Source organism: Nonomuraea sp. NPDC049684, from assembly GCF_044465345.1.
Lineage (GTDB): Bacteria > Actinomycetota > Actinomycetes > Streptosporangiales > Streptosporangiaceae > Nonomuraea.
On sequence record NZ_JBITLO010000012.1, the window covers coordinates 271,695 to 296,350 of the forward strand.

General features: G+C 73.7%; 24 protein-coding genes. 15 read left to right on the forward strand and 9 right to left on the reverse strand.

What is annotated here, in order from left to right; translation table 11 throughout:
• Positions 1-30 precede the first annotated feature (30 nt).
• Together ACIBST_RS33410 and ACIBST_RS33415 are read left to right on the forward strand one after the other, a co-directional pair.
• Positions 31-534: a MarR family transcriptional regulator gene (locus ACIBST_RS33410; RefSeq protein ID WP_352364113.1), complete on the forward strand. Its 504-nt coding sequence runs from the start codon at positions 31-33 to the stop codon at positions 532-534.
• A 256-nt stretch (positions 535-790) separates the two neighbouring features.
• Complete coding sequence (locus tag ACIBST_RS33415) at positions 791-1,438, forward strand: DedA family protein (protein WP_397177465.1); 648 nt, start codon at positions 791-793, stop codon at positions 1,436-1,438.
• Here ACIBST_RS33415 and ACIBST_RS33420 read toward each other — a convergent pair.
• The 4 genes from ACIBST_RS33420 to ACIBST_RS33435 all read right to left on the reverse strand — a co-directional run bounded on the left by ACIBST_RS33420 (position 1,382) and on the right by ACIBST_RS33435 (position 4,347).
• The gene (locus ACIBST_RS33420; protein WP_352364117.1) at positions 1,382-2,122 is read right to left on the reverse strand and encodes a GntR family transcriptional regulator; all 741 of its coding nucleotides are present in this window, start codon (positions 2,120-2,122) and stop codon (positions 1,382-1,384) included. The two genes, ACIBST_RS33415 and ACIBST_RS33420, sit on opposite strands and share 57 nt — an antisense overlap.
• A gap of 28 nt (positions 2,123-2,150) precedes the next feature.
• Positions 2,151-2,852: an HAD family hydrolase gene (locus ACIBST_RS33425; protein WP_397177466.1), complete on the reverse strand. Its 702-nt coding sequence runs from the start codon at positions 2,850-2,852 to the stop codon at positions 2,151-2,153.
• On the reverse strand, positions 2,849-3,574 hold the full coding sequence (locus ACIBST_RS33430) for a hypothetical protein (RefSeq protein ID WP_397177468.1): 726 nt from the start codon (positions 3,572-3,574) through the stop codon (positions 2,849-2,851). Before ACIBST_RS33430 ends, ACIBST_RS33425 begins: the two co-directional genes overlap by 4 nt.
• 110 nt (positions 3,575-3,684) lie before the next feature.
• Positions 3,685-4,347, reverse strand: a complete 663-nt coding sequence (locus tag ACIBST_RS33435) for a GntR family transcriptional regulator (protein WP_397177470.1) — start codon at positions 4,345-4,347, stop codon at positions 3,685-3,687.
• A gap of 60 nt (positions 4,348-4,407) precedes the next feature.
• Between ACIBST_RS33435 and ACIBST_RS33440 the strand changes: the two genes are divergently transcribed.
• Both ACIBST_RS33440 and ACIBST_RS33445 read left to right on the forward strand, forming a co-directional pair.
• Positions 4,408-5,595 carry a CoA transferase gene (locus tag ACIBST_RS33440; protein WP_358299074.1) on the forward strand — a complete coding sequence of 396 codons (1,188 nt, stop codon included), beginning with the start codon at positions 4,408-4,410 and terminating at the stop codon, positions 5,593-5,595.
• Positions 5,592-6,422, forward strand: coding sequence for an HpcH/HpaI aldolase/citrate lyase family protein (locus ACIBST_RS33445; RefSeq protein ID WP_397177471.1), 831 nt, complete (start codon positions 5,592-5,594; stop codon positions 6,420-6,422). Before ACIBST_RS33440 ends, ACIBST_RS33445 begins: the two co-directional genes overlap by 4 nt.
• Here ACIBST_RS33445 and ACIBST_RS33450 read toward each other — a convergent pair.
• Positions 6,419-7,057 carry a TetR/AcrR family transcriptional regulator gene (locus ACIBST_RS33450; RefSeq protein WP_397177473.1) on the reverse strand — a complete coding sequence of 213 codons (639 nt, stop codon included), beginning with the start codon at positions 7,055-7,057 and terminating at the stop codon, positions 6,419-6,421. The two genes, ACIBST_RS33445 and ACIBST_RS33450, sit on opposite strands and share 4 nt — an antisense overlap.
• A gap of 130 nt (positions 7,058-7,187) precedes the next feature.
• Between ACIBST_RS33450 and ACIBST_RS33455 the strand changes: the two genes are divergently transcribed.
• The 9 genes from ACIBST_RS33455 (at position 7,188) to ACIBST_RS33495 (ending at position 16,588) form a co-directional block, all read left to right on the forward strand.
• Complete coding sequence (locus ACIBST_RS33455; RefSeq protein WP_397177475.1) at positions 7,188-8,165, forward strand: sugar ABC transporter substrate-binding protein; 978 nt, start codon at positions 7,188-7,190, stop codon at positions 8,163-8,165.
• Between the two features lie 40 nt (positions 8,166-8,205).
• The gene (locus ACIBST_RS33460; protein WP_397177477.1) at positions 8,206-9,246 is read left to right on the forward strand and encodes an ABC transporter permease; all 1,041 of its coding nucleotides are present in this window, start codon (positions 8,206-8,208) and stop codon (positions 9,244-9,246) included.
• Positions 9,243-9,998, forward strand: coding sequence for an ATP-binding cassette domain-containing protein (locus ACIBST_RS33465; RefSeq protein WP_397177479.1), 756 nt, complete (start codon positions 9,243-9,245; stop codon positions 9,996-9,998). The genes ACIBST_RS33460 and ACIBST_RS33465 overlap by 4 nt, the downstream gene beginning before the upstream one ends.
• Positions 9,999-10,104: 106 nt before the next feature.
• The gene (locus ACIBST_RS33470; RefSeq protein ID WP_397177481.1) at positions 10,105-11,064 is read left to right on the forward strand and encodes an alpha/beta hydrolase; all 960 of its coding nucleotides are present in this window, start codon (positions 10,105-10,107) and stop codon (positions 11,062-11,064) included.
• A gap of 88 nt (positions 11,065-11,152) precedes the next feature.
• Positions 11,153-11,569 (forward strand): nuclear transport factor 2 family protein, encoded by a 417-nt coding sequence (locus tag ACIBST_RS33475; RefSeq protein ID WP_397177482.1) that lies wholly within the window; start codon positions 11,153-11,155, stop codon positions 11,567-11,569.
• Between the two features lie 207 nt (positions 11,570-11,776).
• The gene (locus ACIBST_RS33480; protein WP_397177484.1) at positions 11,777-13,096 is read left to right on the forward strand and encodes an MFS transporter; all 1,320 of its coding nucleotides are present in this window, start codon (positions 11,777-11,779) and stop codon (positions 13,094-13,096) included.
• Positions 13,093-14,034, forward strand: a complete 942-nt coding sequence (locus ACIBST_RS33485; RefSeq protein WP_397177486.1) for a hypothetical protein — start codon at positions 13,093-13,095, stop codon at positions 14,032-14,034. Before ACIBST_RS33480 ends, ACIBST_RS33485 begins: the two co-directional genes overlap by 4 nt.
• Complete coding sequence (locus ACIBST_RS33490) at positions 14,031-15,086, forward strand: DUF917 domain-containing protein (protein WP_397177487.1); 1,056 nt, start codon at positions 14,031-14,033, stop codon at positions 15,084-15,086. Before ACIBST_RS33485 ends, ACIBST_RS33490 begins: the two co-directional genes overlap by 4 nt.
• On the forward strand, positions 15,083-16,588 hold the full coding sequence (locus ACIBST_RS33495; RefSeq protein WP_397177488.1) for a PucR family transcriptional regulator: 1,506 nt from the start codon (positions 15,083-15,085) through the stop codon (positions 16,586-16,588). The genes ACIBST_RS33490 and ACIBST_RS33495 overlap by 4 nt, the downstream gene beginning before the upstream one ends.
• Positions 16,589-16,610: 22 nt before the next feature.
• Here the strand turns inward: ACIBST_RS33495 and ACIBST_RS33500 are convergent, their stop codons facing one another.
• The 3 genes from ACIBST_RS33500 to ACIBST_RS33510 form a co-directional block, all read right to left on the reverse strand.
• A complete protein-coding gene (locus tag ACIBST_RS33500) occupies positions 16,611-17,831 on the reverse strand; it encodes a right-handed parallel beta-helix repeat-containing protein (RefSeq protein WP_397177489.1) in 1,221 nt (406 codons plus the stop codon).
• Between the two features lie 125 nt (positions 17,832-17,956).
• Positions 17,957-19,585: a hydantoinase B/oxoprolinase family protein gene (locus tag ACIBST_RS33505; RefSeq protein ID WP_397177491.1), complete on the reverse strand. Its 1,629-nt coding sequence runs from the start codon at positions 19,583-19,585 to the stop codon at positions 17,957-17,959.
• Positions 19,582-21,609 carry a hydantoinase/oxoprolinase family protein gene (locus ACIBST_RS33510; RefSeq protein ID WP_397177493.1) on the reverse strand — a complete coding sequence of 676 codons (2,028 nt, stop codon included), beginning with the start codon at positions 21,607-21,609 and terminating at the stop codon, positions 19,582-19,584. The genes ACIBST_RS33505 and ACIBST_RS33510 overlap by 4 nt, the downstream gene beginning before the upstream one ends.
• Before the next feature lie 135 nt (positions 21,610-21,744).
• Here ACIBST_RS33510 and ACIBST_RS33515 point away from each other — a divergent pair, with 135 nt between their 5' ends.
• Positions 21,745-22,365 (forward strand): YigZ family protein, encoded by a 621-nt coding sequence (locus tag ACIBST_RS33515; protein WP_397177495.1) that lies wholly within the window; start codon positions 21,745-21,747, stop codon positions 22,363-22,365.
• A 6-nt stretch (positions 22,366-22,371) separates the two neighbouring features.
• Here the strand turns inward: ACIBST_RS33515 and ACIBST_RS33520 are convergent, their stop codons facing one another.
• A complete protein-coding gene (locus ACIBST_RS33520; RefSeq protein ID WP_397177496.1) occupies positions 22,372-23,607 on the reverse strand; it encodes an isochorismate synthase MenF in 1,236 nt (411 codons plus the stop codon).
• A 217-nt stretch (positions 23,608-23,824) separates the two neighbouring features.
• Between ACIBST_RS33520 and ACIBST_RS33525 the strand changes: the two genes are divergently transcribed.
• Positions 23,825-24,655, forward strand: a complete 831-nt coding sequence (locus ACIBST_RS33525; RefSeq protein ID WP_397177498.1) for a GDSL-type esterase/lipase family protein — start codon at positions 23,825-23,827, stop codon at positions 24,653-24,655.
• Position 24,656: the final 1 nt, after the last annotated feature.

Sequence of the window (24,656 nt, forward strand, 5' to 3'; positions counted from 1 at the left end):
GAAGATCGGCACGATGAGAGGAACGAGCACGTGGAGGACGCCGTCGCGAAGGCGTTGCGGCAATGGCGGCAGGTCCTTCCCGACGCCGACCTCGACACGATCGCCGTCATCGGCAGGCTCAACCGCTGCGCCGCGCTCCTGCAGCAGGCCGCCGACGCCCCGCTCGGGCGCGCCGGGGTGAGCCGCCCCGAGTACGACCTGCTGTGCGCCCTGCTCAGGGTCGGCGGCGAGCTGACGCCGGGCAGGCTGGCCCGCGAGACGTTCGCGTCGGGAGCGGCGGTGACCAAGCGGGTCAGGCGGCTGGAGGAGATCGGCCTGGTCGCCCGGCGGGTGGACGAGCGGGACCGGCGCGTCGCCCACCTCTCGCTGACCGGACGCGGCAGGGAGCTGATCCTGCGCCTGCTGCCCGAGCAGCTCGACTACGAGACCGAGCTGCTGGAAGGGCTTCCCCGCGACCGCGAACGCCAGCTCGCCGACCTGCTGGCCGAACTGCTGCTCGTCCTGGAGGGCCGCCTCGGCGGCCTGCTCGGCTGAACCCCTCGACGCCTGCGCCGCAGGGCGAGCCCAGCCAACGGCGGCCCGCCCGCGGCCTCGGACCGCGCGGCTCCGGAGCGGGGCCTCGGACCGCGGCCGCCGAGTGTGCGGCCTCGGGCCACGCGCCCCGAGCATGTGGGGCCCGAGCGTGTGGGGCCGGAGCGTTGGCCGCGAGTGCGGTCGGGTGTGCGGCTCGGGTGTGAGGTTTGGGTGGCGTACGGATGGAGGAGGCGGGGAGCGGGGTTAGGGTGGCCGCGTGCATATCGACGAATGGCTGCAAGCGATCCCCGCCGCCTGGTTGTGCGCGATGGTCGCGCTCGTGATCGGCCTGGAGAGCCTCGGCATCCCGCTGCCCGGCGAGATCGTGCTGGTCAGCGCCGCCATTCTGTCCGCCAAGGGCGTGGTCAGCCCGGTCGCCGTCGGCGTGTGCGCGAGCGCGGGGGCGATCGTGGGCGACTCGGCCGGCTACGCCATCGGGCGCAAGGGCGGCCGCCGGCTGTTCGACCGGCTGGGCCGCCGCTTCCCTCGCCACTTCGGCCCCCGCCACGTCGCCAAGGCCGAGAACTACTTCCACCGGTACGGCGTCTGGGCCGTGTTCGTCGGCCGCTTCATCGCGCTGCTGCGCATCCTGGCCGGGCCGCTGGCGGGGGCGCTGCGCATGCCGTACTGGCGGTTCGCCGTGGCGAACGTGCTGGGCGGCATCGTGTGGGCGGGCGGCACCACCGCGGTGATCTACTATCTCGGCATGGTGGCCGAGAAGTGGCTGAAGGGCTTCTCCTGGGTCGGGCTCGGGGTGGCGGTGCTGTTCGGCATCGGCACCACGCTCTACCTCAAGCGCCGCGCGGCCTCAGCGCTCGATGAGGGTGACCTCGAGGGAGTAGTGCGAGGCCCGATAGACGTGTGAGCCGTGCTCGACGGCCCGTCCCTGGTCGTCGTACGTCGTCCTGATCATGGTGAGCAGCGGCGCGCCGCGGCGCTCGTCGAGCAGCTTGGCCTCGACCTGGCCGGCGGCGCGGGCCCCGATGCGCTGGTTGGCCACCCGCATGCGCACGCCCGCGCCGCGCAGCAGCTCGTACAGGCCGCGGCCCTCCAGGTCGGCGGCCGAGAGCGGGGCAAGGCCCAGCGGCAGCCAGTTGTGCAGCACGGCGAGCGGCTCGCCGGCGGCGAAGCGCAGGCGTTCGAGGTAGAGGATCTCGGTGCCGGGCTCGACGCCCAGGATGGCCGCCTTGTCCTCCTCGACCGGGCGCGGCTCCAGCGCGAGCACCTGCGTGGCCGGCTCCTGGCCCGAGCGGCGCAGGTCGTCGTAGAGGCTGGTCAGCTCGACCGAGCGCTTGACCTGGCCGTGCACCACCTGCGTGCCGACGCCGCGCTTGCGCACCAGCAGGCCCTTGTCCACGAGGTATTGGATCGCCTGGCGGATCGTCGGCCTGGACAGGCCGAGCTTGTCGGCGAGCAGGATCTCGTTGTCCAGCCGGGAGCCGGGCGCCAGGTCGCCGCGCCGGATCGCCTCGGCGATCTGCTCGGCCACCTGGAAGTAGAGCGGCACAGGGCTGGATCGGTCCAGGTCGATGGCCAGGTTCGGGGTCATGCTGATCAGCCTAACCGAGGTCAGAATGTCAAGACAAATAGCGTGTGGCGAGCAGTGCGGGCAGCCCGGCGAGCGAGGTGAGGCGGGGGAACCCGGGCGGCGCCGCCTCGACGCCCAGCCGGTCGATCCACACCGAGGGCATGCCGGCCGCCGCCGGGCCGCGTACGTCGTTGTCGAGGTCGTCGCCCACGAGCAGCACCTGTCCGGGCGGCAGGCCGAGGGCGCGCGCGGCGGCGGCGTAGCAGGCGGCGGACGGCTTGAAGTGCCCGCCCAGGCACTCGCCGGTCAGCACCGGGCCCACGTCGAGGCCGAGCGCCCGGATCTTCGCCTCCTGCACGTCCTGTGAGCCGTTGGTCAGGACGCCCAGCGTGTAGCCGCGCAGTTCGGCCAGCGCCGGGACCACGTCGGGGTAGGCGGCCCAGCCGCGCCGGTAGTGGTCGCCGTAGCTCGCGAAGGCGGCCTCCAGGTCGGCGGGCGCCTCGACGGACAGCTCCCGGCACAGGGCGCGCACCCGGCGGCGGCGCTGCTCCTGCCAGGAGCACTCGCCGGCCTGCCAGGCGGCCAGGTGGGGGATCTCCAGCGCCGCCCACAGCGCGGCGACCTCGGGCAGGCGGGGATGGCCGGGGGCCAGCTCCGACGCCCACGCGGTGATCGCGGCGTCGGCCGCGCCGCGATGGTCGAGCAGAGTGCCGTCGAGGTCGAACAGGATGCCCTTGATGGTGCCGCTCACCCGGCGAGCATATCGGCGGCCACCCGGGCCGCCGTCTCGCGCGGCGGGTAGCCCAGGGTGAGGCCGCGCACCGAACGCGGCGCGGCGGCGAAGCGCGCCTCGGCGTCCTCGCCCAGCACGTAGGCCAGGGCGGGGGACAGGCCGCGATGCGACTCCAGCGCCGCCACCTCGGCCGCGGCCCGCCCGGGGGGCAGGGCCTCGTGGTAGTCGGCGATCAGGGAGTCGAGGTCGAAGAGCCGCTCGTAGGGCTCGGTGGTGCCGGCCACGACCCGGACGGCCGCGCCTTCGGCGCGCGCCCGGTAGACCAGGCCGGTGCCGCCGCTCTTGGCGAACCAGCGCAGCGCCTCCTCGGCGGGCAGGATGAAGGTGCCGTACGGCTTGCGCCCGTACAGCAGGGCCTCGGCGATCCAGCGGTCGCACCAGTGTTCGTCGCGGTACGGCGTCGGCGACCCCGGGTCGCAGCTCAGGCCCTGGGCCAGCACCGGGTTCCAGGCCGAGACCAGCGGGCTGCTGAAGCGCGGCATGCGGGGGCCCAGGCAGCGGCTCAGCGCGTAGCCGTACCAGACGGTGACGACCTCGGTGCGCCGCTTGGGACGCCTGCGCTCGTAGGCGCCGTTCATCACCTGGCCGTCAGGGTGGCGCCAGGGGCCGGGTTCGGTGGCCTGGTCTGTGGGGACCCGGGGGGTGCGGTAGTCGGGATTGAGCGTCCACGCGTCCGCCACAGTGTCGGCTCCTTCGGCGTCGGGGTCGCGGCAAGACCATCAGAGTGACTCATCGTGCAACACCCGTCACGGTGAATCAATGAACCGGGAGTGAACGATGATGTTTGTCATCAGTGGTGCCTGCGGTACTCGCCTGCCTGCCGGATATGGTCGATCATGACGCGTTCCGCTGCGTCGGCGTCGCCCGCCTCCAGGGCGGCCAGCAGCCGCTCGTGCGCCTGGAGCTGCCGCCCGACCTGCTCGGGGTCGAGCCACAGCGACGCCTCGGCGGGCACCGGGACGCCGTTGCGCACCGACCTGGCGTGGGCGCCGAGGAGGGCCGGGCCGCCGATGTCGACGATGCGCAGGTGGAAGCGGCTGCTCTGCTCGGCCAGCCGGTCGTGCCTGCCCTGCTCGGCGTCGTCGGCCATCTCGCGGTGCAGGTCGCGCAGCCCGGCCAGGTCGCCGGGGGTGATCCGGGCGGCGGCCAGCCGCGCCCCCAGGCCCTCGACGACCGCGCGCAGCCCGTAGTACTCGGCCAGGGCGTCGTCGCCGAGGTCGATGACGGTCGCGCCGTGGTGGGCCTCGTAGCTGATCAGCCGGTCCTTCTCCAGCCGGCGCAGCGCCTCGCGCACGGGGGTGACCGAGACGCCGAGCCGCCGGGCGACGGCCCCGGCGCGCAGGGCGGTGCCGCCGGGGATGCGGCCGCCGCGGATCTCGTCCAGCAGCACGGTGTAGACGTACTCGGCCTTGCTCATGGGGGGCGCGGGCGGCGTCGGGTCGCTGGCTGTCATGTCTCCAGTCTCTCGCACGGCCGGTCGCGGCTATTACTTATTTCTTATAACTTACAAACTATGACAAGTCTGGCCGACCTGCGGGTCATCGACGCGGCGACGCTGTTCGCCGGTCCCTCCGCCGCGATGATGCTCGGCGACTTCGGCGCCGACGTGATCAAGATCGAGCATCCCCGCCGCGGCGACCCCTCGCGCGGCCACGGCGCCTCGGTGGACGGCGTCGGCCTGTGGTGGAAGTCGCTGTCCCGCAACAAGCGCACCGCCGCCGTCGACCTCTCCCGCGCCGAGGGCCAGGAGATCCTGCGCCGCCTGGCCGAGCGCTCCGACGTGCTGATCGAGAACTTCCGTCCCGGCACCCTGGAACGCTGGAACCTGGCCCCCGAGGACCTGCTCAAGGCCAACCCGCGGCTGATCGTGGCCCGGATGACCGGGTTCGGGCAGATCGGCCCGATGGCCGGGCAGCCGGGGTTCGGGACGCTGGCCGAGGCCATGAGCGGGTTCGCGGCCATGACCGGCGAGCCGGACGGCCCCCCGACCCTGCCGCCGCTGGCCCTGGCCGACGGCATCGCGGGCCTGGCCATGTCGTACGCGATCATGGTGGCCCTGCACGCCCGCGCGGCGACCGGCCGCGGGCAGGTGATCGACCTGGCCATCATCGAGCCGATCCTGGGCCTGCTCGGGCCGCAGATGACCGCGTACAAGGCGCTCGGGGTGGTGCCGCGGCGCACCGGCAACCGCTCCAGCAGCAACGCCCCGCGCAACACCTACCGCACCCGCGACGGCCGCTGGGTGGCGATCTCCACCAGCGCCCAGCCCATCGCCGAGCGGGTCGTCACCCTCGTCGGACGGCCCGACCTGGTCGAGCAGCCGTGGTTCGCCAGCGGTCACGGCCGCGTCCAGCACGTGGACGAGCTGGACGAGGCGGTCGCCACCTGGATCGCCGCCCGCGACGCCGACGAGGTGATCGCCCGCTTCGAGGAGGCCCAGGCCGCCGTCGCCCCCATCTACGACGTCACCGACCTGGCCACCGACCCGCAGTACGCCGCGCTCGGCACGTTCGTCGAGCTGCCGGACGCCGAGCTGGGCACGGTCACCCTGCAGAACGTGCTGTTCCGCCTGTCGGAGACGCCCGGCGAGATCCGCTGGCCCGGACGCCCGCTCGGCCACGACACCGACGAGGTGCTCGGCGAGCTGGACTACCCGGCCGAGACCGTCGCGGCCCTGCGCGAGGCCGGGGTGATCGCGTGAACGCCCCCGTCACCTGGCTGTACGTGCCCGGCGACCGTCCCGAGCGCTTCGCCAAGGCCGCCGCCTCGGGCGCCGACGTCGTCATCATCGACCTGGAGGACGCGGTCGCGCCCGCCGCCAAGGACGCCGCCCGCGCCCACGCCGTCGCCTACCTGCGCGGGCCCAGGCAGGGCGGGCCGCGGATCCACGTCCGGGTGAACGACGTGACGACCGCGCGCGGCCTGGACGACCTGGCGGCCGTGGGCGAGCTGGCCGACGCCGTACGGCTGCCCAAGGTCGAGTCGGCCGCCGCGCTGGACGCCTTGCCCGGCACGGCCCCCCTGTACGCGCTGCTGGAGTCGGCGGCCGGGATCCTCGGGGCCGGCGCCGTGGCCGCGCACCCGCGGGTGGCCGGCGTGGCGCTGGGCGAGCAGGACCTGGCCGCCGAGCTGTCCCTCACCGACGAGAGCGCCATGAACCAGCTCAGGCTGCAGGTCGTGCTGGCCGCCGCGGCCGCGGGCCTGCCGCCGGTGCCCATGTCGGTCTACCCCGACGTCAAGGACGAGGACGGGCTCCTCGCCTCCTGCCGGGCCGGCCGCGCGCTGGGCCTGTTCGGCCGGACCGCCATCCACCCCGCGCAGCTCCCGGCCATCCGGCGGGCCTTCCGCCCGACCGAGGAGGAGACGGCCAGGGCCGCCGAGATCGTCGAGGCGGCCGAGCGGGCGGGCGCGGGAGCGGTGGCCCTGCCCGACGGCCGCTTCGTGGACGCCCCGGTCCTGGCCCGGGCCCGCCGCGTGCTGGACCTGGCCCGCCGGCTCGCCCCCGCCGACCGGCCCGGACCCGGTTAACGCGACGGGTACCAGCGGACCTGCAGCTCCTCGTCGTCGGGGGCCGGGCCGGGCAGGTCGCGGTGGGCGGGCGGCACCCGCAGCGAGTCCATCATCAGCGTCAGGTAGCGGTGGCGGAGCCGGCCGGTGCGCTCCTCGTCGCCGAGCTTGATCGAGGCGATCTGCTCGAACAGCAGCGCGATGTCGGCCACCGTGACGTCGGCCCGCAGCACGCCCGCCTCGACCGCCCGGCGGTGCAGCCGGGTGGCCAGGTCGCCGGCGCGGACGGCGTCGTGGTAGAGCTCCTCCGTCGGCTGGAAGGTGCCGGCCAGCTTGATCGTCAGGGAGCTGGTGTCGGCGTCGACGATGCCGCGCAGGTAGGAGGCGAACGCCTCCCAGGGGTCGCCCTCGTCGTCCATCGCGCGCTGGGCCACGTCGGCGTAGAGCTTCAGGCCGTCGCCGCACAGCTTCTGCAGCAACGCCTCCTTGCTGGGGTAGCGCCGGTAGAGCGCGCTGATCCCGACGCCCGCCTTCTCGGCCACGGCCGCGATGGGGGCGCCCGGATCGGCGGTGAAGACCGCCCTGGCCGCCTGGAGGATCAACTCGTCGTTGCGGGCGGCCTGAGCCTTGCGGCCGCTCATGGGTGCGCTGGTCATGCCTCCAGCATACGGGAACGAAAGATTCCGTTCTACTATTGGCGAAGATCGAAGCGCTGGTCCGTATGTCTATACAAAGAGATCGCAGTGCGGTAGAACCAGGCTAGCCCGTTGGTCTTGGAGGTATTCGATGAGACGTACCCCGATCGTGCTGGCGCTGGCCGGCGTACTGGCCCTGACCGGCTGTTCCTCCTCCGCCGAGCCGGCCGCGCAGAGCGCCGCGCCAGGCTCGGCCGCCGCCCCGGCGGCCGGCGGCAGCTTCGCCGTCATCACCCACGGCGGCGCCGGGGACGCCTTCTGGGACGTGGTCAAGAACGGCGCCGAGGCCGCCGGCAAGCAGTACGGCGTCAAGGTCACCTACCAGGGCGACGGCGACCCCGCCAAGCAGTCGCAGCTCATCGACCAGGCCGTCGCGGAGAAGGTGGACGGCCTCGTCGTCTCCATGGCCAACCCCGACGCGCTCAAGGAGGCCGTCGGCAAGGCCGTCGCGGCCAGGATCCCGGTCGTCACCATCAACTCCGGGGCCGACTCCTCCAAGGCGTTCGGCGCCCTCACCCACGTCGGCCAGTCCGAGGACGTGGCCGGGCGCGGCGCCGGCGAGCAGCTCAAGGCCGCGGGCGTCACCAAGCTGCTGTGCGTCGTGCACGAGGCCGGCAACGTCGGCCTCGACCAGCGCTGCAAGGGCGCCGAGCAGACCCTCGGCGGCACGGTCGAGCGCCTGCAGGTGGACGTCGCCAACCTGGCCGACGTCACCTCCAAGGTCACCGCCAAGCTCCAGTCGGACAAGCAGCTCAACGGCGTGCTCGCGCTCAACCCGGCGGTCGCCGTGGCGGCCAGGGACGCGATCAAGGACTCCGGCTCGCAGGCCAGGCTCGCCACCTTCGACCTGTCGGGCGACGTGGTCGCCGCGATCAAGGACGGCGAGATCCTGTTCGCCGTGGACCAGCAGCAGTACCTCCAGGGCTACCTGCCGATCGCGTTCCTGAAGCTGTACAAGGACAACCTCAACACCGTCGGCGGCGGGCTGCCGGTCAACACCGGGCCCGGGTTCGTCACCAAGGACAACGCCGAGCAGGTGGCCAAGCTGGCCGAGGCGGGCACCCGATGAGCGGCCGCCCGGGCGAGCGCGGGGACGGGGAGGGCCGCCGATGACGGCCGCACCCGCGCGGGCCGACGAGCGGGTCGCCCGGGTCGGCCTGGCCCGCCGCCTGATCGTCCGGCCCGAGCTCGGCGCCGTGGTGGGGCTGGTCGCGGTGTTCGCGTTCTTCGCCGCGCAGTCGGAGGTGTTCCGCTCGCCGGCCGGGATCGCCAACTGGCTCGACCCGGCCGCCACGCTCGGGATCATGGCGGTCGCGGTGGCGCTGCTCATGATCGGCGGCGAGTTCGACCTGTCGGCCGGCGTGCTGACCGGCACCAGCGGGCTGATCCTGGTCACGCTGGCCACCCGCTACGGGTTCGGCGTGTGGCCGGCGATGCTGGCCGGGCTGGTCGTGGCCCTGGCCGTGGGGTTCGCCAACGGCCTGGTGGTGACCCGGACGAAGCTGCCCAGCTTCATCGTCACGCTGGGCACGTTCCTCATGCTGCAGGGCGTCAACCTCGGCGTCACCAAGGCCATCACCGGGACCGTGCAGGTCGGCGGGCTGCGCCGGGCGGCCGGGTTCGACGGCGCGAGCGCGCTGTTCGCGGGCACGATCCAGATCGGCGGCACGTCGTTCCGGGTGGCGATCCTGTGGTGGATCGCGATCACCGCGCTGGCCACGTGGGTGCTCATGCGCTCCAGGCCGGGCAACTGGATCTTCGCCGTGGGCGGCGACGAGCAGGCCGCGCGGGCGGTCGGGGTGCCGGCGGCCCGGACGAAGATCGCCCTGTTCATGACCACGGCGGTGGCCGCCTGGCTGGTCGGCTCGATCCTGGCGTTGCGCTACACCTCCGTCCAGGCCAACATCGGCATCGGGCAGGAGTTCATCTACATCATCGCGGCCGTCATCGGCGGCTGCCTGCTGACCGGCGGGTACGGCTCCGCCGTCGGCGCCTCCATCGGCGCGGTGATCTTCGGCATGGCCGACAAGGGCATCGTGTTCCTGGGCTGGGACGCCGACTGGTTCAAGTTCTTCCTCGGAGCCATGCTGCTGCTCGCCACGCTGGCCAACCGGATGGTCCGGCGCTACGCCGAGGAGGTGCGGCATTGATCCTGCAGACCCGCGACATCGGCAAGACGTTCGGCTCGGTGCTGGCCCTGCGCGGGGTGTCGATGGGGGTGGAGGCCGGCTCGGTCACCTGCGTGCTCGGCGACAACGGCGCCGGCAAGTCCACGCTCATCAAGATCCTGGCCGGGGTGCACCAGCACGACACGGGGACGTACCTGGTGGACGGGGCCGAGGTGCGCTTCTCCAGCCCGCGCGAGGCGCTCGACCGCGGCATCGCCACCGTCTACCAGGACCTGGCGATGATCCCGCTCATGTCGGTCTGGCGGAACTTCTTCCTCGGCTCAGAGCCCCGCAAGGGACTCGCCTTCGACGTGGCCGGGGCCCGCCGGGTGGCGGCCGAGGAGCTGCGCGCCATGGGCATCGACATCCGGGACGTCGACCAGCCCGTCGGCACGCTGTCGGGCGGCGAGCGGCAGTCGGTCGCCATCGCCAGGGCCGTGCACTTCGGCGCGCGGGTCCTCATCCTGGACGAGCCCACCTCGGCGCTGGGCGTCAGGCAGGCGGGCGTGGTGCTGCGCTACATCGCCCGCGCCCGCGACCGGGGGCTCGGCGTGGTGTTCATCACCCACAACCCGCACCACGCCTACCCGGTCGGCGACCGGTTCCTGCTGCTCAACCGCGGTACCGGCATGGGCGAGTACGCCAAGTCCGACATCGCCAAGGACGAGCTGACCGCGCTGATGGCCGGCGGCGCGGAACTGGCGGAGCTGGACCACGAGCTCCGGCGCGAATGAGCCGCTTGATCGGAATTTGGCGAAACCGGGCGATCGGATCGAGGTAGGTCAAGGCAGGAACCGGGGTGGACCACACTGACGACCGGGGGCGGCCACCGTGACGACGATGATCAGCAAGCAGATCGTGCTGGAGAAGGCGGCGCAGGAGTTCGCCGACGCCAACGCCAAGCGGCCCTTCATCTACGAACTGCCGCCCGAGCAGGGCCGCGAGGTGCTGGAGAAGCTGCAGTCCGATGCGAGCGTGCCCAAGCCGGAGATCGACGAGGAGTGGATCCAGGTCCAGGGCGGCCCGACGGGCATCGTGCCGGTGCGCATCGTCAAGCCCAAGGGGGCCACGGGCACGCTGCCGGTCATCTTCTACATCCACGGCGCGGGCTGGGTGTTCGGCTCGGCGCACACCCACGACCGGCTCGTGCGCGAGCTGGCCGTGCGGACCGGCGCCGCCGTCGTCTTCCCCGAGTACGACCGCGCGCCCGAGGCGAAGTACCCCACGCAGATCGAGCAGAACTACGCCGCCGCCCAGTGGGTGGCCGAGCACGGCGCGGAGAAGGGCCTGGACCCCTCCCGCATGGCCGTGGCCGGGGACTCGGTGGGCGGCAACATGTCGATCGTGCTCACGCTCATGGCCAAGGAGCGCGGCGACGTGCGGCTGCTCGGCCAGGTGCTGTTCTACCCCGTCACGGACGCCAACTTCGACACCGAGTCCTACAAGCAGTTCGCCACGGGCTACTACCTCAACCGGGACGGCATGAAGTGGTTCTGGGACCAGTACACGACAGATCCGGCGCAGCGCGCGGAGAGCCACGCCTCGCCGCTGCGCGCGAGCGACCAGGAGCTGCGCGGCCTGCCGCCGGCCCTGGTGCTGAACGGCCAGGCCGACGTCCTGCGGGACGAGGGCGAGGCGTACGCGGCCCGGCTGCGGGAGGCCGGCAACGACGTCACGGCGGTCGAGCTGGCGGGGATGGTGCACGACTTCGCCATGGTGGACCTGCTGCGCGACACCAACGCCAACAAGGCCGCCATGAGCCTGGCGGTCGCCAAGCTGCGCGAGTGGCTGAATCCCTGATCTACAACGTAAAGACGCCTGCGTTCCACGCTGCCCATACGGTGAGAAAGAACCATATTTCTCCACCAAGACAAAGGAGTACGGAAGCGTGGCACGCGACGCTGTCTGGGCCGTTATTACCGGCATGTACGACGCCTACGCGCGAGGTGACAGGCAGGGCATCGACCGGCTCCTCCACCCGGAGGCCACGATCTGGGACTCCGCCGAGCCGGGCCTGATCACCAGCAGGCGGCAGCTCGACCGAGTGCGCGACGCGCGCCCGTCGGACGGCCCGGCGGAGACCTCCGTCCGGGCCATCGACGAGATCGTGGACGTCTGGGGCGACACCGCCCTGGCCCGGTACCTGCTGCAGGTGGACTTCGAGCGCGGCGACCCCGAACTCGTCCGGACGACGAGCGTGCTGCGCCTGGTGGACGGCGAGTGGAAGATCGTCCACGTGCACGAGAACACGCTCAGCTCGTGCACCAGGACGCACACCGACGACGTGCGCGAGGACACGCCCTGACGGCGTGACCGGAGGCAGGCCCGCCGCCTGAGGGACCGGCGGCGACCCGGCGGCGACCCGGCGGCGACCCGGCGGTGACCCGGCAGTGACCCGGCAGTGCGCCGCGCACAGCCGGGCCCGCCCCGGCCGGGCGTCGCGCACACCGACGCGGAAGGGGGACGGCCCTATGGTGCGGCAATACTTCGCGCCCCCCTCCGAGGAGCTTGCATGACCGCCACCGACGCACCGACGCTCCCCATCGGGGCGGCGTTCGACCGGATGCCGTTCTCCCGCCGGCACGTGCTCATCGCGCTCGCCCTGTTCATCGCCTTCGTCATCGAGTCCTGGGAGCAGCTCGCCCTGGTCTACGTCTCCGGCGACCTCGGGCCGGCGTTCGGCATCGACGAGGCCGGGATCGGCGTCGTGCTGTCGGCGGTGGCGTTCGGCATGATCCCCGGCGTGCTGGTCTGGGGGCCGCTGGCCGACCGCGTCGGGCGCAGGCCGACCGCGTTCTGGTCGCTGCTGGCCTATGGCGTGATCGCGCTCGCCTCGGCGTTCGCGCCGAACATGGCGACGCTGGTCGCGCTGCGCGTATGCTCCGGGCTCGCGCTGGCCGGGGTCTACACGATCACCTTCCCGCTCTTCCTGGAACTGCTGCCGACCAGGCACCGGGGCCGGGCGGCGGTCTACCTGTCGATCGGCTGGCCCATCGGCATGCTGGCGGCCATCGCCGCCTCGGTGACGCTCGGCGGGCTCGGCTGGCACGTCGTGGTCATCGCCAGCGCCGCGGCCGGGCTGTGGGCGTTCGCGATCAGGGCGTGGGTGCCCGAGTCGCCGTACTGGCTGGCCGCCCGCGGGCGGCAGGAGGAGGCGCGGGCCGTGCTGCGCGTCCTGGGCAGCCCCGACGCCGAGGCCACGTTCACGGTCGCCGGAACGGTGGCGAGCCAGCGCGCCGGCCACCCCATGGACCTGTTCCGCGGCCGGCTGGCCCGGATCACCGTCCTCATGCTGCTGCTCAACTTCGTCTTCAACTGGGGCTACTGGGGGCTGCAGACCTGGCTGCCGACGCTGCTGCAGGCCAAGGGCCTGTCGCTGTCGGCCTCGCTCGGCTTCGCCGCGCTCAGCGCGCTGATGATGATCCCCGGATACGTGAGCGCGTCCCTGCTGACCGGCCGGTTCGGCCGCAAGAAGGTCTTCCTGTTCTACGTCGTCGCCGCCGTGCTGGGCGGCCTGTGGTTCGCCACCGCGAGCAGCCTGACCGGCCTGTACCTGGGCAACTTCGTCCTGTCGTTCTTCAGCCTGGGCGCGTGGGGCGTCTGGAACACCTGGAACGGCGAGTTCTACCCGACCGCGCTGCGCGGCACCGGCTACTCCTGGGCCACGGCCTCCCAGCTCGTTGCCACCACGGTCGCGCCGTCGGCCGTGGGCGCGCTGCTGGCCCACGCCACCGGCTTCACCGCGACGATGCTGGTGATCAACGCGTTCATGGTGGCCACGGCGCTGCTGGCCATGCCGCTGCCCGAGACCGAAGGGCGCGAGCTGGAGTGATCCTCGGCGTCGCGCTGGACGGGCCGTCGCCGGCGGTGGTGGCCGTCGGCGACGGCGCGCCGCCGTCGCAGGCCGTACGCGCCTGCGTGGCGGTCGACCTCGACGGGATGCCGCGCGCGCCGGTGGCCGCCATCCGCGTCGGCGGGCCGTGCCCGCCGGTGCTGCGGCCGGTGGCCGACCCGGGGGTGGCCACGATCGTGCGCGGCGGGCACAGCCTGACCGGCCGCCCGCTGGCTCCGCTGGACACCGGCGCGGTGCGCGAGTTCGCCGCCGGCTGCGGCCTGGTCGACTTCGCGGTGACCGCGACCGGCTCGCCGATGCTGGCCGACCACGAGCTGGCGGTGGCCGCGATCATCGTCGCCGAGGTGCCCGCGGCCAGGATCACGCTGTCGTACGAGTTCGGCCGCCCCGGCCTGCGGGAACGCGAGGCGCACGCGATCAGGAACGCGGCGCTGGGCCCCGAGGCGGGCCGGATCGCCGACCGGGTGGCGCGCGAGCTGCCCGGGGTGCCGGTGTTCTTCGCCCGCACCGGCAGCGGCCTGGTGTCGGCGCACTACTTCCGCAGGTACCCGCGGGCCTGCGAACGCGGCGGGACGACCAGCCTGCGCCGCGGCCGGGCCGCCCTGGCCGCGGCGGACGTCCCGGCGCCGTTCGAGGTGATCGAGCCCGGCGGCGCGGGCGAGGACCTGCTGGCCGCGGCCTACGGGGCGGCGCTCGCCCGTCCCGAGGCCCAGGTGGAGCGGATCGTGCAGGCCCGCGGCCGGGCCGAGCTGGACCGGGCGCTGCAGGACGCCAGGGACGAGGCCCTGACCCGCGTGGTCAGCGCCGGCGCCGCGCCCGGCTTCGCCCGGATCGCCGAGACCACCGTCAACCCGCTGTCCTACCTGCCCGACGGCTTCTACCGGGTGCGCGTCACGGCAGAAGGCGCGACGCCGTGACCCGGCTCGTCGGCCCCGATGAGCTGCGCCGCTTCTCGGCGGGGTCGCGGCTGTTCGCCACGGGCGCGGGCGAGTCCTCCTACGGCCTCACCCTCGCCTGGGCGGAGTCGGTGCTCGGCGACGGCGTCGAGCTGGCCGCCGCGCACGAGCTGGACCCCGGGACGTTGTGCATGGTGGTCAGCCTGGTCGGGTCCACGACCGCGCTGGGCGAGCAGCTGCCCGCGGGCGACGAGCCGGTACGGGCGGTGCGGGCGCTGGAGCGGCGGCTGGGGGAGCGGGCCGGGGCCGTGGCGGCGCTCAACCTGGCGGCCGAGAACGCGCTGATCCCGCTGGTCGCCGCGGCGGCCCTGGGCGTGCCGCTGGTCGACGGCGACGGGACGGGCCGGGTGTTCCCGCTGGTGGAGCAGACGACGTACACGCTGGGCGGGCTGAGCGCGTCGCCGCTGGCGCTGGCCGGGGCGTCGGGGGAGCTGGTGCTGCTGGAGACCGCGGGCGGGCGGGTGGAGGAGCTGCTGCGTCCCGTCGTGCTGGCGGTGGGCGGGTGGGCGGTGGCCGCCTGCTACCCGATGGCGGCGCGGGACCTGGCCCGGGTGCTGGTGCCGGGCACGGTCAGCCTGCTGCTGGCGGCCGGGGTGCCCGGCGCGCCGCGCTCGGCGGCCGCCCCGTACGGGGTGCGCACGCTGTGCGCGGGCCGCATCCTGGCCGTCGAGGGCAGCACGGGCCACGGCGCCGACGTGGCCATGCCGTCGCTGCCCTCCAGCATCGTGGTGCAGGAGACGGGCGGCCTGCGCAGGCTCGTCCGGCTGGAGGCGCACAACGAGATCGTGCTCGCCCTCGCCGACGGGGCGCCGGTGGCGATGGCGCCGGACCAGATCTGCATGATCTCGTCCGCCGACGGCCTGGTCGTGGACGTCGACAAGGCGGCGCCCGGCATGGAGGTGGAGATCATGGTGGTCAAGGCCGCGCCGGTCTGGCACACGGACGCGGGGCTCGCGCTGGGCGGGCTGCGGGCGTTCGGGATCCCGTTCGAGCAGCGGGCGGAGTCGCCGTGAGCGGCCTGCGCGAGCCCGGCTGGGAGGCGCCGGTCACGGTGGCGGAGCTGGTCAACGCCGGCCCGCTGGCCGGGGCCAGGATGTACGGCAGCGGCGACAACCCCGTGCACCAGGTCCGCATCGTGGACGACCTGTCGGTGTTCGGCGCGGTGACGCCGCACACGGCGGTCGTGCTGATCGGCGCGGCGGCCGGCGGCGGCTGGGCGGTCGAGATGGCCATGCGCCGGGCCTGGGAGCAGGCGGCGGCCTGCGTGATCGCGCCGTCGGGCGGCCTGAGCGCCGGGTCGGGCGAGGTGCTGGCCGAACGGCTCGGCGTCACCCTGATCTTCGTGGACGAGGACCCGCTGATCGTCGCCGTCCGGGTCGCCTCGGCGGCCTCCAGGCCGGAGGCGGCCCGCACCCAGCTCGTCGCCCGCTGCGCGACCCGGCTGGCCGACGCGGGCCCCTCGGCGCGGCGGGTGCTCGGGGTGCTCAACGCCGAGCTGCCCGGCACGTCGGTGGCCTTCCTCGACCGGTACGGCCTGCACGTCGCCGGCCGCCAGAGCGCCACCCGCGCGCCGGGCGAGCACGAGCCGGCCCGGCCGCCGGGGTCCCGGTGGGCGGCCGAGGTCGAGGTGCCCGGCCAGGAGGGGCCCGCGCTCGGGACGCTGGTGGCCGCCGGCACGTCCCGCTCGCCCGGCTGGCCCGCGGTGGTGCGGACCGTGCTGGGCCTGGCGGTGGCCCCGCTGGCGGCGTGGGCGGCCCAGGAGCGCCTGCGCGCCTCGCGCGACTTCGCGCTGCAGTCGGCGCTGGCCCGGCGGCTGCTCGCGGCGGGCCGGCCGGCCCACGAACCGGCCGGCGACGGCGGCATCTGGCTGGAAGGGGCCCCGGCCGAGGCCGTGGCGCTGGGATGGGGGGTGCGCGGCACGCTGACCGCCTACCACGTCCGCCCGGTGGGGGCGCTGGCCGACGACGGGCCGCTGGTGCAGGCGCTGGTCACCGCGGCGCTCGGCCAGGTGCCGGTGCTGCGGCGCGGCGAGGGCTGGGCAGGGTGGTCGCCGGAGCCGCCCGGCGACCTGGCCGAGCATCTGCGGCGCTGCGTGCACGGCATGCCCTGGCCGTGCGCGGCCGGGGTGGGCGCGGCGGTGGAGGGGCTGGAGGCGGTGGGGGAGTCGCTGCTCGGCGCCGAGGCGGCGGCGTTCGTGGCCGGCGCGGGCACGGTGGCCCGCGCCGACCGGATGGGACCGGCCGAGCTGCTCGGCGCGCTTCCGGCGGGGGTGCTGCGCGCGCCGGCGACCGTCGTGCTCCAGCCGCTGCTGGCCGTCGACAAGGACGGCACGCTGCTGGTGACGCTGGCCGCCGTCCTGGACGAGGGCGGCGCGCTCAAGGCCGCCGAACGCCTGGGCGTGCACCGCAACACGGTCACCACCCGCCTGGACCGCATCAAGGCCGCCGGCTTCGACCTGGACGACGCCGCCACCCGCCTGGCGCTGCAGCTCGCCTGCCACGTGCTGCTGCGCTGAGCCGGGGGGCGGCGTCGCCGGGTCAGTAGCCCCTGGTGAGGCGGACGCCCGCGCCGACCTTGCGCCGGGTCCCGACGCCGTCGAGGAGGTTGCCCGAGGAGGCGATCGACATCGACTCGCCCTCGCCCTTGGCCAGCAGGATGCCGGTCTCGCGCTTGGTGCCGTGGCCGACGACGGTGTTGCCGGTGATCGCGGCGTGGCCGGCGCCGTAGTTGACCGCGTCCAGCGCCAGGTAGACGAAGTCCACGCCGTCGGGGAGCGGGCCGGTCGCGGCGATCTTGCGCTCGGGCGGCGCCGAGCCGCTCTGGCGGGCCTTGCGCAGCTCGGCCAGCGCGTTCGGCGGCGGCAGGAACTTGTGCACGCGGTTGCCGGTGATGGTGGTGGCGGCCTCGCCCTGAAGGTCGCAGCGGATGCCGTAGTACGTCTGGCCCGCCGTGCTCTCGGCGCCGAAGTCCTCGATGTAGTTGTCCTGGATCGAGGTGCCGAAGCAGCGGTGGGCGTCGATGGCGTTCTTCGGGGTCGCGTACAGGTGCAGGCCGCTCATCGTCCAGCCGGCCGCGTTGTCGGTCTGGATGGCGCTGGTGCCGCTGAAGCCGATCCAGGAGCGTTGGAGCGTCCAGTCGGTGACGGAGTTGCCGGGGTCGACGACGCGGATCCCGGCCTCGGCGGCGCCTTCGATGTAGACGTCGCTGATGACGCTGTTGACCATGGTGTTGCGCAGCGTCGTGCCGTTCCTGGACGGGTTGCTGATGCGGATGCCGTCCGACGGCGTGCCGTAGATGTCCACGTCGTAGACCCGGGTGTTCCACGAGCGCAGCAGCAGGCCGACCGTGCCGGTGTTGTGGTCGCGGTTGCCGTCGATGGTCAGCCGCTCGACGCGCACGCTCTCGCCGCTGAACTCGGTGTCCTCCAGCCAGCCCTTGGAGGCCAGTACGGCGGGCAGGTTGGCGCCGTCGGCCTGCTTGAGCACCGTGCCGGCCTTGGCGTCGCCCCGGTAGGTGCGCCGGTCGGCCAGGCTGATCGTGGCGTTGATCAGGCACGGCCCCTTGATGACGATCTCGTCGCCGTCCTTGGAGGAGTCGATGGCGGCCTGGATCGCCGCGGCGTCGCCGAGGGCGTCGGAGCAGGCGGCCTCCACCCTGGCGGCCGAGGCGGGCGCGGCCGGCGTCAGCACGGCGACGCCGGCCAGGCCCGCGGCGAGCGCGGCCGAGCCCGCGAGAAGGCGCGTTCGTAACGCAGTCATGAGAGTCCCCTCGTGAAGATGGTCATGACGGGGACACAGCCTCCCCAGGCCGTCGCGTGCCCCCGCGTTGTCGATCATCTTCACAGACCGGAGAACAATCCGTGTGATTTTCGGTCGAACGTGGATCAGTTTGTGGTCATGCCCTCGGCCAGGTCGGCCGCCCGCGCCGCCGGGGAGCGGCGCTCGGCCGGGCCGTAGCCGCCGCCTCCGCCGGACTCGCAGCGCAGCACGTCACCGGCCGACACCGGCAGGGCGTTGACCTTGAGCATCCGGCGCTCGCCCGCCGTGCCCGGGTTGAGCGTGACCCGCGGGGGAGCGCCCGCCGCGCCGCCGGCCAGGCCCCACGCCGGGGTGACCGAGCGCTCGAACCACAACGACAACGAGGTGTCGCCGCAGAACTCGTACTCCCGTACCACGCCGTTGCCGCCGCGCCACCGGCCGGCGCCGCCGGTGTCCGGGCGCACCTCGTACCGGCGCACCCGGACCGGGAACAGCGTCTCCAGCACCTCGATCGGCATGTCCCGCAGCGAGCCGTTGACGTTGTTGATCAGGCAGGACTCGCCGTCGCCGCCCTCCCACGCCCCCCAGCCGCCGACCGTGGCCTCCTGGGAGACGTACAGCTTGCCGGTACGCGGGTCCGTCCCGGTGAACTGCACGATCATCGAGTCCCCGTACGAGGCCGCCGCCGCCTTGCCCGGCAGCGCCGGGGCCAGCGCCTTGACCACCAGGTCGATGAGCAGCCCGAGGTGGGAGTAGTAGTACTGGCAGGCGGCCGGCGACCGCGCGGCCAGCATCGAGCCCGGCCGGGTCTCGACGCTCAGCGGGCGGAAGGAGCCGCCGTTCAGCGGCACGTCCCCCGACACCAGCAGCTTGTACCCCACCCGCACCGCCGCCACGGCCTGCGCAGCGCCGCAGTTGACCGGGCCGCGGGCCTGGTCGGCGCAGTCGGTCAGGTCCACGTGCATCGACTCGCCCGACACCGTGACGCGCACGTTCACCGGCAGCGGCGTGGCCAGGTCGATGCCGTCGTTGTCGAGGAACCCGGACGCCTCGTAAACGCCGTCGGGGATCGCGGCGATGGCCTGGCGTTCCAGGCGCTCGGTCTGGGCGAACATCTCGTCCCGGGCGGCCATGACCGTCTCCAGGCCCCAGCGCGAGACGATCTCCTGCAACCGCCGCTGGCCGGTCATCGCGCAGCTCACCTGGGCCCGCATGTCGCCGAGCGTGGCGTGCGGGAAGCGCACGTTGCGGGCGATCACCTCGTGCAGGTCGCGGCACGGCCGCCCGCCGGCGTACACCTTCACCGGACCGAGGCGCAGGCCCTCCTGGAAGATCGAGGTGGAGTCCATCGAGCCGCCCGGGTCCTTGGAGCCGACGTCCAGCCAGTGGGCGCGCGAGGCGGCGAACCCGGCCAGCTCGCCGCCGGCGAAGATCGGGCCGTAGACGGTGACGTCGTTGAGGTGGGTGCCGCCGACGTAGGAGTCGTTCAGCACCCACACGTCGCCCTCCTGCCACACCTCGCGGCCGTACATGCGCTCGGTCTCGCGGGTGCACACCTCCAGGTTGCCCAGGAAGATCGGCAGGCCGGACGACTGCCCCAGCACGTTGTGGTCGCGGTCGAGCAGCGCCACCGCGCAGTCCTTGGCCTCGTAGATCACCGGCGTGTACGAGCTGCGGACCAGCGTCGTGTTCATGTCCTCGGCCGCCTGGAGGAGCGCGCACCGGATGATCTCGGTCGTCACGGGGTCGATCACTGGACGTCCACCTTCACGATGAGGAAGCCGTTGTCGTCTATGGTCGCCAGGCAGCCCGGCGGGATGACCGTGGTCGCGGTCTCCTCGACCACGATCGCGGGCCCGCCGAACGAGCCGGTCAGGCCCGCCCGCCGCAACACGGGCGTGCGGTGCACCGCCCCGTCGAAGATCACGTCCCGGACGTCCCCGGACGTCTCCTCGCGCGGCTCGGCGGCCCCGGCGGCGGCGCGCGGGAACGAGCCGAACCCGGTGCTGCGCAGCATGACGAACTCCACCGGCGCCTCGGGGGTGGCGTGGCCGTACCGGCTGGTGTGGGCCTCGGCGTAGCGGGCCGCGACCGCGGCGAGGAAGCCCGGCTCGCCCGGCTCGGCGGCGTCGCGCAGCGGGACGGTGAGCGTGTAGTCCTGGCCCTCGTAGCGCATGTCCACGGCGTGCTCGACCCGGCGCCGCTCCTCCGGGACGCCCTGCCCGGCCAGCGCCGCCAGCGCCTCCCGCTCCAATGTCGTCAGATGCCGGGACATGTCGTGGCCGTCGAGGGTGTCCTGCGGCCGGAAGTACGGGTGCGTCAGGTCCCGCCGCACGTCCGCCTCCAGCATCCCCCAGGCAGAGAACGCCCCCGGGAAGCGTGGCACGACCACCTCGGAGATGCCCAGCTCGCGGGCGATGAAGACGGCGTGCATCGCGCCCGCGCCGCCGAAGGCGACCAGCGCGAACTCCCGCGGCTCCACCCCGTGCTCGACCGTCAGCGTGCGGATCGCCTGGGCCATCTTGGCGTTGGCCACGTCGCACACGCCCTCGGCCAGCCGCAGCGGGTCCAGGTCCAGCTCCCGCGCCAGCGTGACCACGGCCGCGCCCGCCGCCTCCTCGTCCAGCGTCATCAGCCCGCCCGCGAACCAGGCCGGGTCCACCCGGCCGAGCACCACGTTCGCGTCGGTCACGGTGGGCCGGGTGCCGCCCCGGCCGTAGCAGGCCGGGCCCGGCACGGCCCCGGCCGACTCCGGGCCGACGCGCAGCGCGCCCGCCTCGGCGTAGGCGATCGAGCCGCCGCCCGCGCCGATGGTGTGCAGGTTCACGATGGGCATGAGCACCGGGTAGCCCTCGATGCGGGCCTCGGCGCTGACGTCGGGCCGCCCGTTCACCACGAGCGAGACGTCGAAGGAGGTGCCGCCCATGTCCACGCAGATCGCGTTCTCCCGGCCCAGCATGCGGGCCGCGGCCACGCCGCCCATCGTGCCGCCGACCGGCCCCGACAGCAGGGTCTGCAACGGCCGCCGCATCGCGTACGAGGCGTTGACCAGCCCGCCCGAGGACTGCATCACGTGCACCGGCACCGACAGGCCGCGCTCGGCGAAGCGCCGCTCGATCCTGGCCAGGTACCTGCGCACGACCGGCCCGGTGTAGGCCTCCAGCACCGCCGAGGAGGTGCGCTCGTACTCGCGCCACTCCCGCGCGACCTCGTGCGAGAGCACCACGAGCACGTCCTCGCCCAGCTCGGCCCGCAGGATCTCGCCCGCGCGCAGCTCGTGCGCGGGGTCGGCGAAGGAGAACAGCAGGCACACGGCGACGGCGTCGAAGCCCTCCTCGCGGGCGCGCCGCGCGGCCCGCCGCACCGCCTCCTCGTCGAGGGGTTCCAGCTCGCGGCCCCGGTGGTCGAGGCGGCCGCCGGCCTCCATGACGTCCTGGCGCGGCACGAGCGGCGACGGCTTGCGGTAGCGCAGGTCGAACATGCGGTCGCGGTTGCCGCGGGCGATCCGGTAGACGTCCCCGGCGCCCCGGCTCGCCAGCAGCAGCACCCGCGCGCCCTTGCGCTCCAGCAGCGCGTTCAGGCCCTGCGTGGTGCCGTGCACGAAGAAGGAGATGGCCGCGGGGTCGTCCACGACCCGGCCGAGCGCGGCGAACACGCCCTCGGCCAGGTCCCCCGGAGTGGTGGGCGCCTTCGAGGCGGTGACGGCCCCCGTGCGCTCGTCGTAGCAGACGACGTCGGTGAAGGTGCCGCCGATGTCCATGGCGACGCGATAGGTCATGCGCCGCACCGTACGCGCGGGACGGCGGCGCGATCATGGGCGTCCTGCACAGGGAGGGGCGGCCTGCCGTGCATCGCGCTCAACCCGGTCCACCCGCCCGGAAATCTACAACGTAAAGGCGGTAGCCTGGCGGACGTGTCCCAGTCGTACCTCACCCTCGCGACCGGCATCGAGCACGAGACCGAGGTGCGCCGCTCCCGGTTCGTCTGCGCGCTGGCCCCCGCCCGTACCGTCGAGGAGGCCGCCGCCTTCATCGCCGCCCGCCGCCGCGAGCACGCCGGCGCCACCCACAACTGCACCGCGTACGTGATCGGCGGGCGCCTGCAGAAGGGCGACGACGACGGCGAGCCCGGCGGCACGGCGGGCACGCCGATGGTCCAGGCGCTGGTCGGCCGGGGGTTCAACGACGTGGTCGCGGTGGTCACGCGCTACTTCGGCGGCGTCCTGCTGGGCGCGGGCGGGCTGGTGCGCGCCTACGGGGGAGCGGTGACCGAGACGCTCGACCTGGTGGAGCCGGTGCGGATGATCCCGGCCAGGCTGGTGAGCGTCTCGGTGGCCCACGACCAGGCCGGCCGGGTGGAGAACGACCTGCGCGCCTCCCGCTACGCGCTGCGCGAGGTGACCTACGCGGCCGGGGTGACGTTCTCGGTGGCGGTGGGGGAGGACGAGGTGGCGGCGTTCGGCGAGTGGGTGGCCGCGCTGACGGCCGGCCGGGCCCGCGTCGAGGTGGGCGAGGGCGTGCACGTGCCCGGCTGAGGCCGCTCAGCCCTCCAGGGCGTACTGCATGACGCGGAACTTGGCCTGGGCCTCGGCCAGCTCGGCGGCCGGGTCGGAGTTGCCCATGATGCCGCCGCCGGCGAACAGCCGGGCGCGGTTGCCCTCGATCAGCCCGGAACGCAGGGCGATGCCCCATTCGCCGTCGCCGTGGGCGTCGATCCAGCCGACCGGGCCCGCGTAGCCGGCGCGGTCCATGCCCTCCAGCTCGCGGATGACCTTGATGGCGGTGTCGGTCGGGGTGCCGCCGACGGCGGCGGTGGGGTGCATGGCGGCCACCACGTCGAGCACGGACGCGCCGTCGGCCAGCCGCCCGGTGACGTGGCTGGCCAGGTGCTGGACGTTGGGCAGCACGAGGAGTTCGGGCTCGTCGGGGGTGTGCAGCGAGGAGCAGAGGGGGGCGAGGGTCTGGCGCACGGAGGCGATGGCGCACTCGTGCTCGTGGCGGTCCTTCTGGGAGGCGAACAGCGCGGCGCCGCGGGCGACGTCGTCGGCCGCGCCGGTGCCGCGGGCGGTGGTGCCGGCCAGGACGAGGGATTCGATCTCCTGCCCGGTGCGGCGGATGAGCAGCTCGGGGGTGGCGCCGACGAGGCCGGCCACGGAGAAGGTGTAGCACTCGGGGTAGCGCCGGGCCAGCCGGGTCAGCAGCAGGCGCACGTCGATGGGGTGTTCGGCGGTGGCGAGCAGGTCGCGGGCGAGCACGACCTTCTCCAGTTCGCCGTCGCGGATGCGGCGGGCGGCGCGGGCGACGACGTGCTCCCATTCGGGGGCGGTGAGGCTGCCGTCGCCGTAGCTGATGCGGCCGGGCTCGCGGATGGGGCTGAACGTCTCCAGCGGGGCCTCGCCGACGGTGGTGAGCCAGGCGCGGCCGCCGCGGCGGGCGAGCACGGCCCGGGGGACGACGAGCACGGACCCGGGGGCGTCCTCGTCGAAGGTGAAGCTGCCGAAGGCGACGGGGCCGGAGCCGGAGCCGGGGGCGCGCCCGGCGTCGTCGGCGGGCGCGTCGCCGAGGACGGTGCGCAGCCACTCGCGGGCCCAGGCGAAGCGGCCGGGGCCCGGCGGCACGGCGACGCGGGCGGCCTGGCCCCATCCCACCAGGCCCTCGCCGTTCCTGATCCAGGCGTAGGGCGCCGTCTTCGGGAGGGATGCCAGCAGGTCACCGGGGTCGCCGACAGAAGTGGTGCGAACCGGTAGCGGGCGGGTTGTTCCGAGCGCGACACTCACTCAAGACACTCTATGCGGGAACTGAACACGTTCGACTCGGACCCCCGTTAATGCGGTGTTACTGCCCACGAGCCAGGAAATAACCGGATCTTGACGTTTATTGAGGGCGCCCAGCTCGCGGAGGCACTGTCAAGCGGTGATAGGAAGACGGTCCTGAAATGGCAGACCTCGCCTGAAGGTCATGGTGCGACCTTGATCCACTCCCTACCTTGGGGCCATGCTCGGTCGTCTGTCCCCTGTCGTCACCGCCGTCCTCGTCCTGGCCGCTTCGGGCCCCGCGCAGGCCGTCGCCGCAGCTCAGCCCGTCCCTGAGACGATGGCGGCGCTGGGCGACTCGATCTCCACCGGCTTCAACTCCTGCGGCTGGTACGTCTCCTGCGCGGCCCGTTCGTGGGCGGCCGGCGACAACGCGCAGGTGGACAGCCACTACCTGCGGCTGCGGGGGCTGACTGGAACGCTCCACCGGGAGAACTTCGCGGTGCCCGGCTCGACGAGCGCCGACCTGCTCGGCCAGGTCAACCAGGCGATCGCGGCGAAGGCCGATTATGTGACGATCCTCATAGGCGCCCAGGACGCGTGCAAGCGCACCGAGCGGGAGATGACGCCGGTCGCGCTCTACCGCCGGCGCATGGACGCCGCGCTGTCGGCCCTGCGCGCCGGCGTGCCGCAGGCCAGGGTGTTCATCGCCAGCGTCCCCGATCTGCGGCGGTTGTGGCAGGTCGGCAAGGGCAACCCGCTGGCCCGTACGTTCTGGACCGTCGGGAGGATCTGCCAGACCATGCTGGCCGACCCGGCCTCGGTGAAGAAGGCCGACGTCGAGCGGCGGGCCCGGGTGCGGGCGCGGGTGATGGCCTACAACCGGGAGGCGGCGCTGGCGTGCGCGGCGATGGGGCCCTCCTGCGACACCGACGAGGGCGCGATCTTCTCCTTCCCGTTCACGCTCGACCACGTCAGCAAGTGGGACTTCTTCCACCCCAACCTCGCCGGGCAGAAGGCGCTGGCCGAGCAGACGTTCGAGCACGGCTTCGTCTGGGAGGACCCGCGCTAGC

Bases quoted from the DNA above. Each gene is read 5' to 3' on its own strand.
- ACIBST_RS33420 (WP_352364117.1), bottom strand. From the start codon at position 2,122: ATGACCCCGAACCTGGCCATCGACCTGGACCGATCCAGCCCTGTGCCG.
- ACIBST_RS33435 (WP_397177470.1), bottom strand. From the start codon at position 4,347: ATGACAGCCAGCGACCCGACGCCGCCCGCGCCCCCCATGAGCAAGGCC.
- ACIBST_RS33440 (WP_358299074.1), top strand. From the start codon at position 4,408: ATGACAAGTCTGGCCGACCTGCGGGTCATCGACGCGGCGACGCTGTTC.
- ACIBST_RS33450 (WP_397177473.1), bottom strand. From the start codon at position 7,057: ATGACCAGCGCACCCATGAGCGGCCGCAAGGCTCAGGCCGCCCGCAAC.
- ACIBST_RS33455 (WP_397177475.1), top strand. From the start codon at position 7,188: ATGAGACGTACCCCGATCGTGCTGGCGCTGGCCGGCGTACTGGCCCTG.
- ACIBST_RS33460 (WP_397177477.1), top strand. From the start codon at position 8,206: ATGACGGCCGCACCCGCGCGGGCCGACGAGCGGGTCGCCCGGGTCGGC.
- ACIBST_RS33470 (WP_397177481.1), top strand. From the start codon at position 10,105: ATGATCAGCAAGCAGATCGTGCTGGAGAAGGCGGCGCAGGAGTTCGCC.
- ACIBST_RS33480 (WP_397177484.1), top strand. From the start codon at position 11,777: ATGACCGCCACCGACGCACCGACGCTCCCCATCGGGGCGGCGTTCGAC.
- ACIBST_RS33500 (WP_397177489.1), bottom strand. From the start codon at position 17,831: ATGACTGCGTTACGAACGCGCCTTCTCGCGGGCTCGGCCGCGCTCGCC.
- ACIBST_RS33510 (WP_397177493.1), bottom strand. From the start codon at position 21,609: ATGACCTATCGCGTCGCCATGGACATCGGCGGCACCTTCACCGACGTC.
- ACIBST_RS33525 (WP_397177498.1), top strand. From the start codon at position 23,825: ATGCTCGGTCGTCTGTCCCCTGTCGTCACCGCCGTCCTCGTCCTGGCC.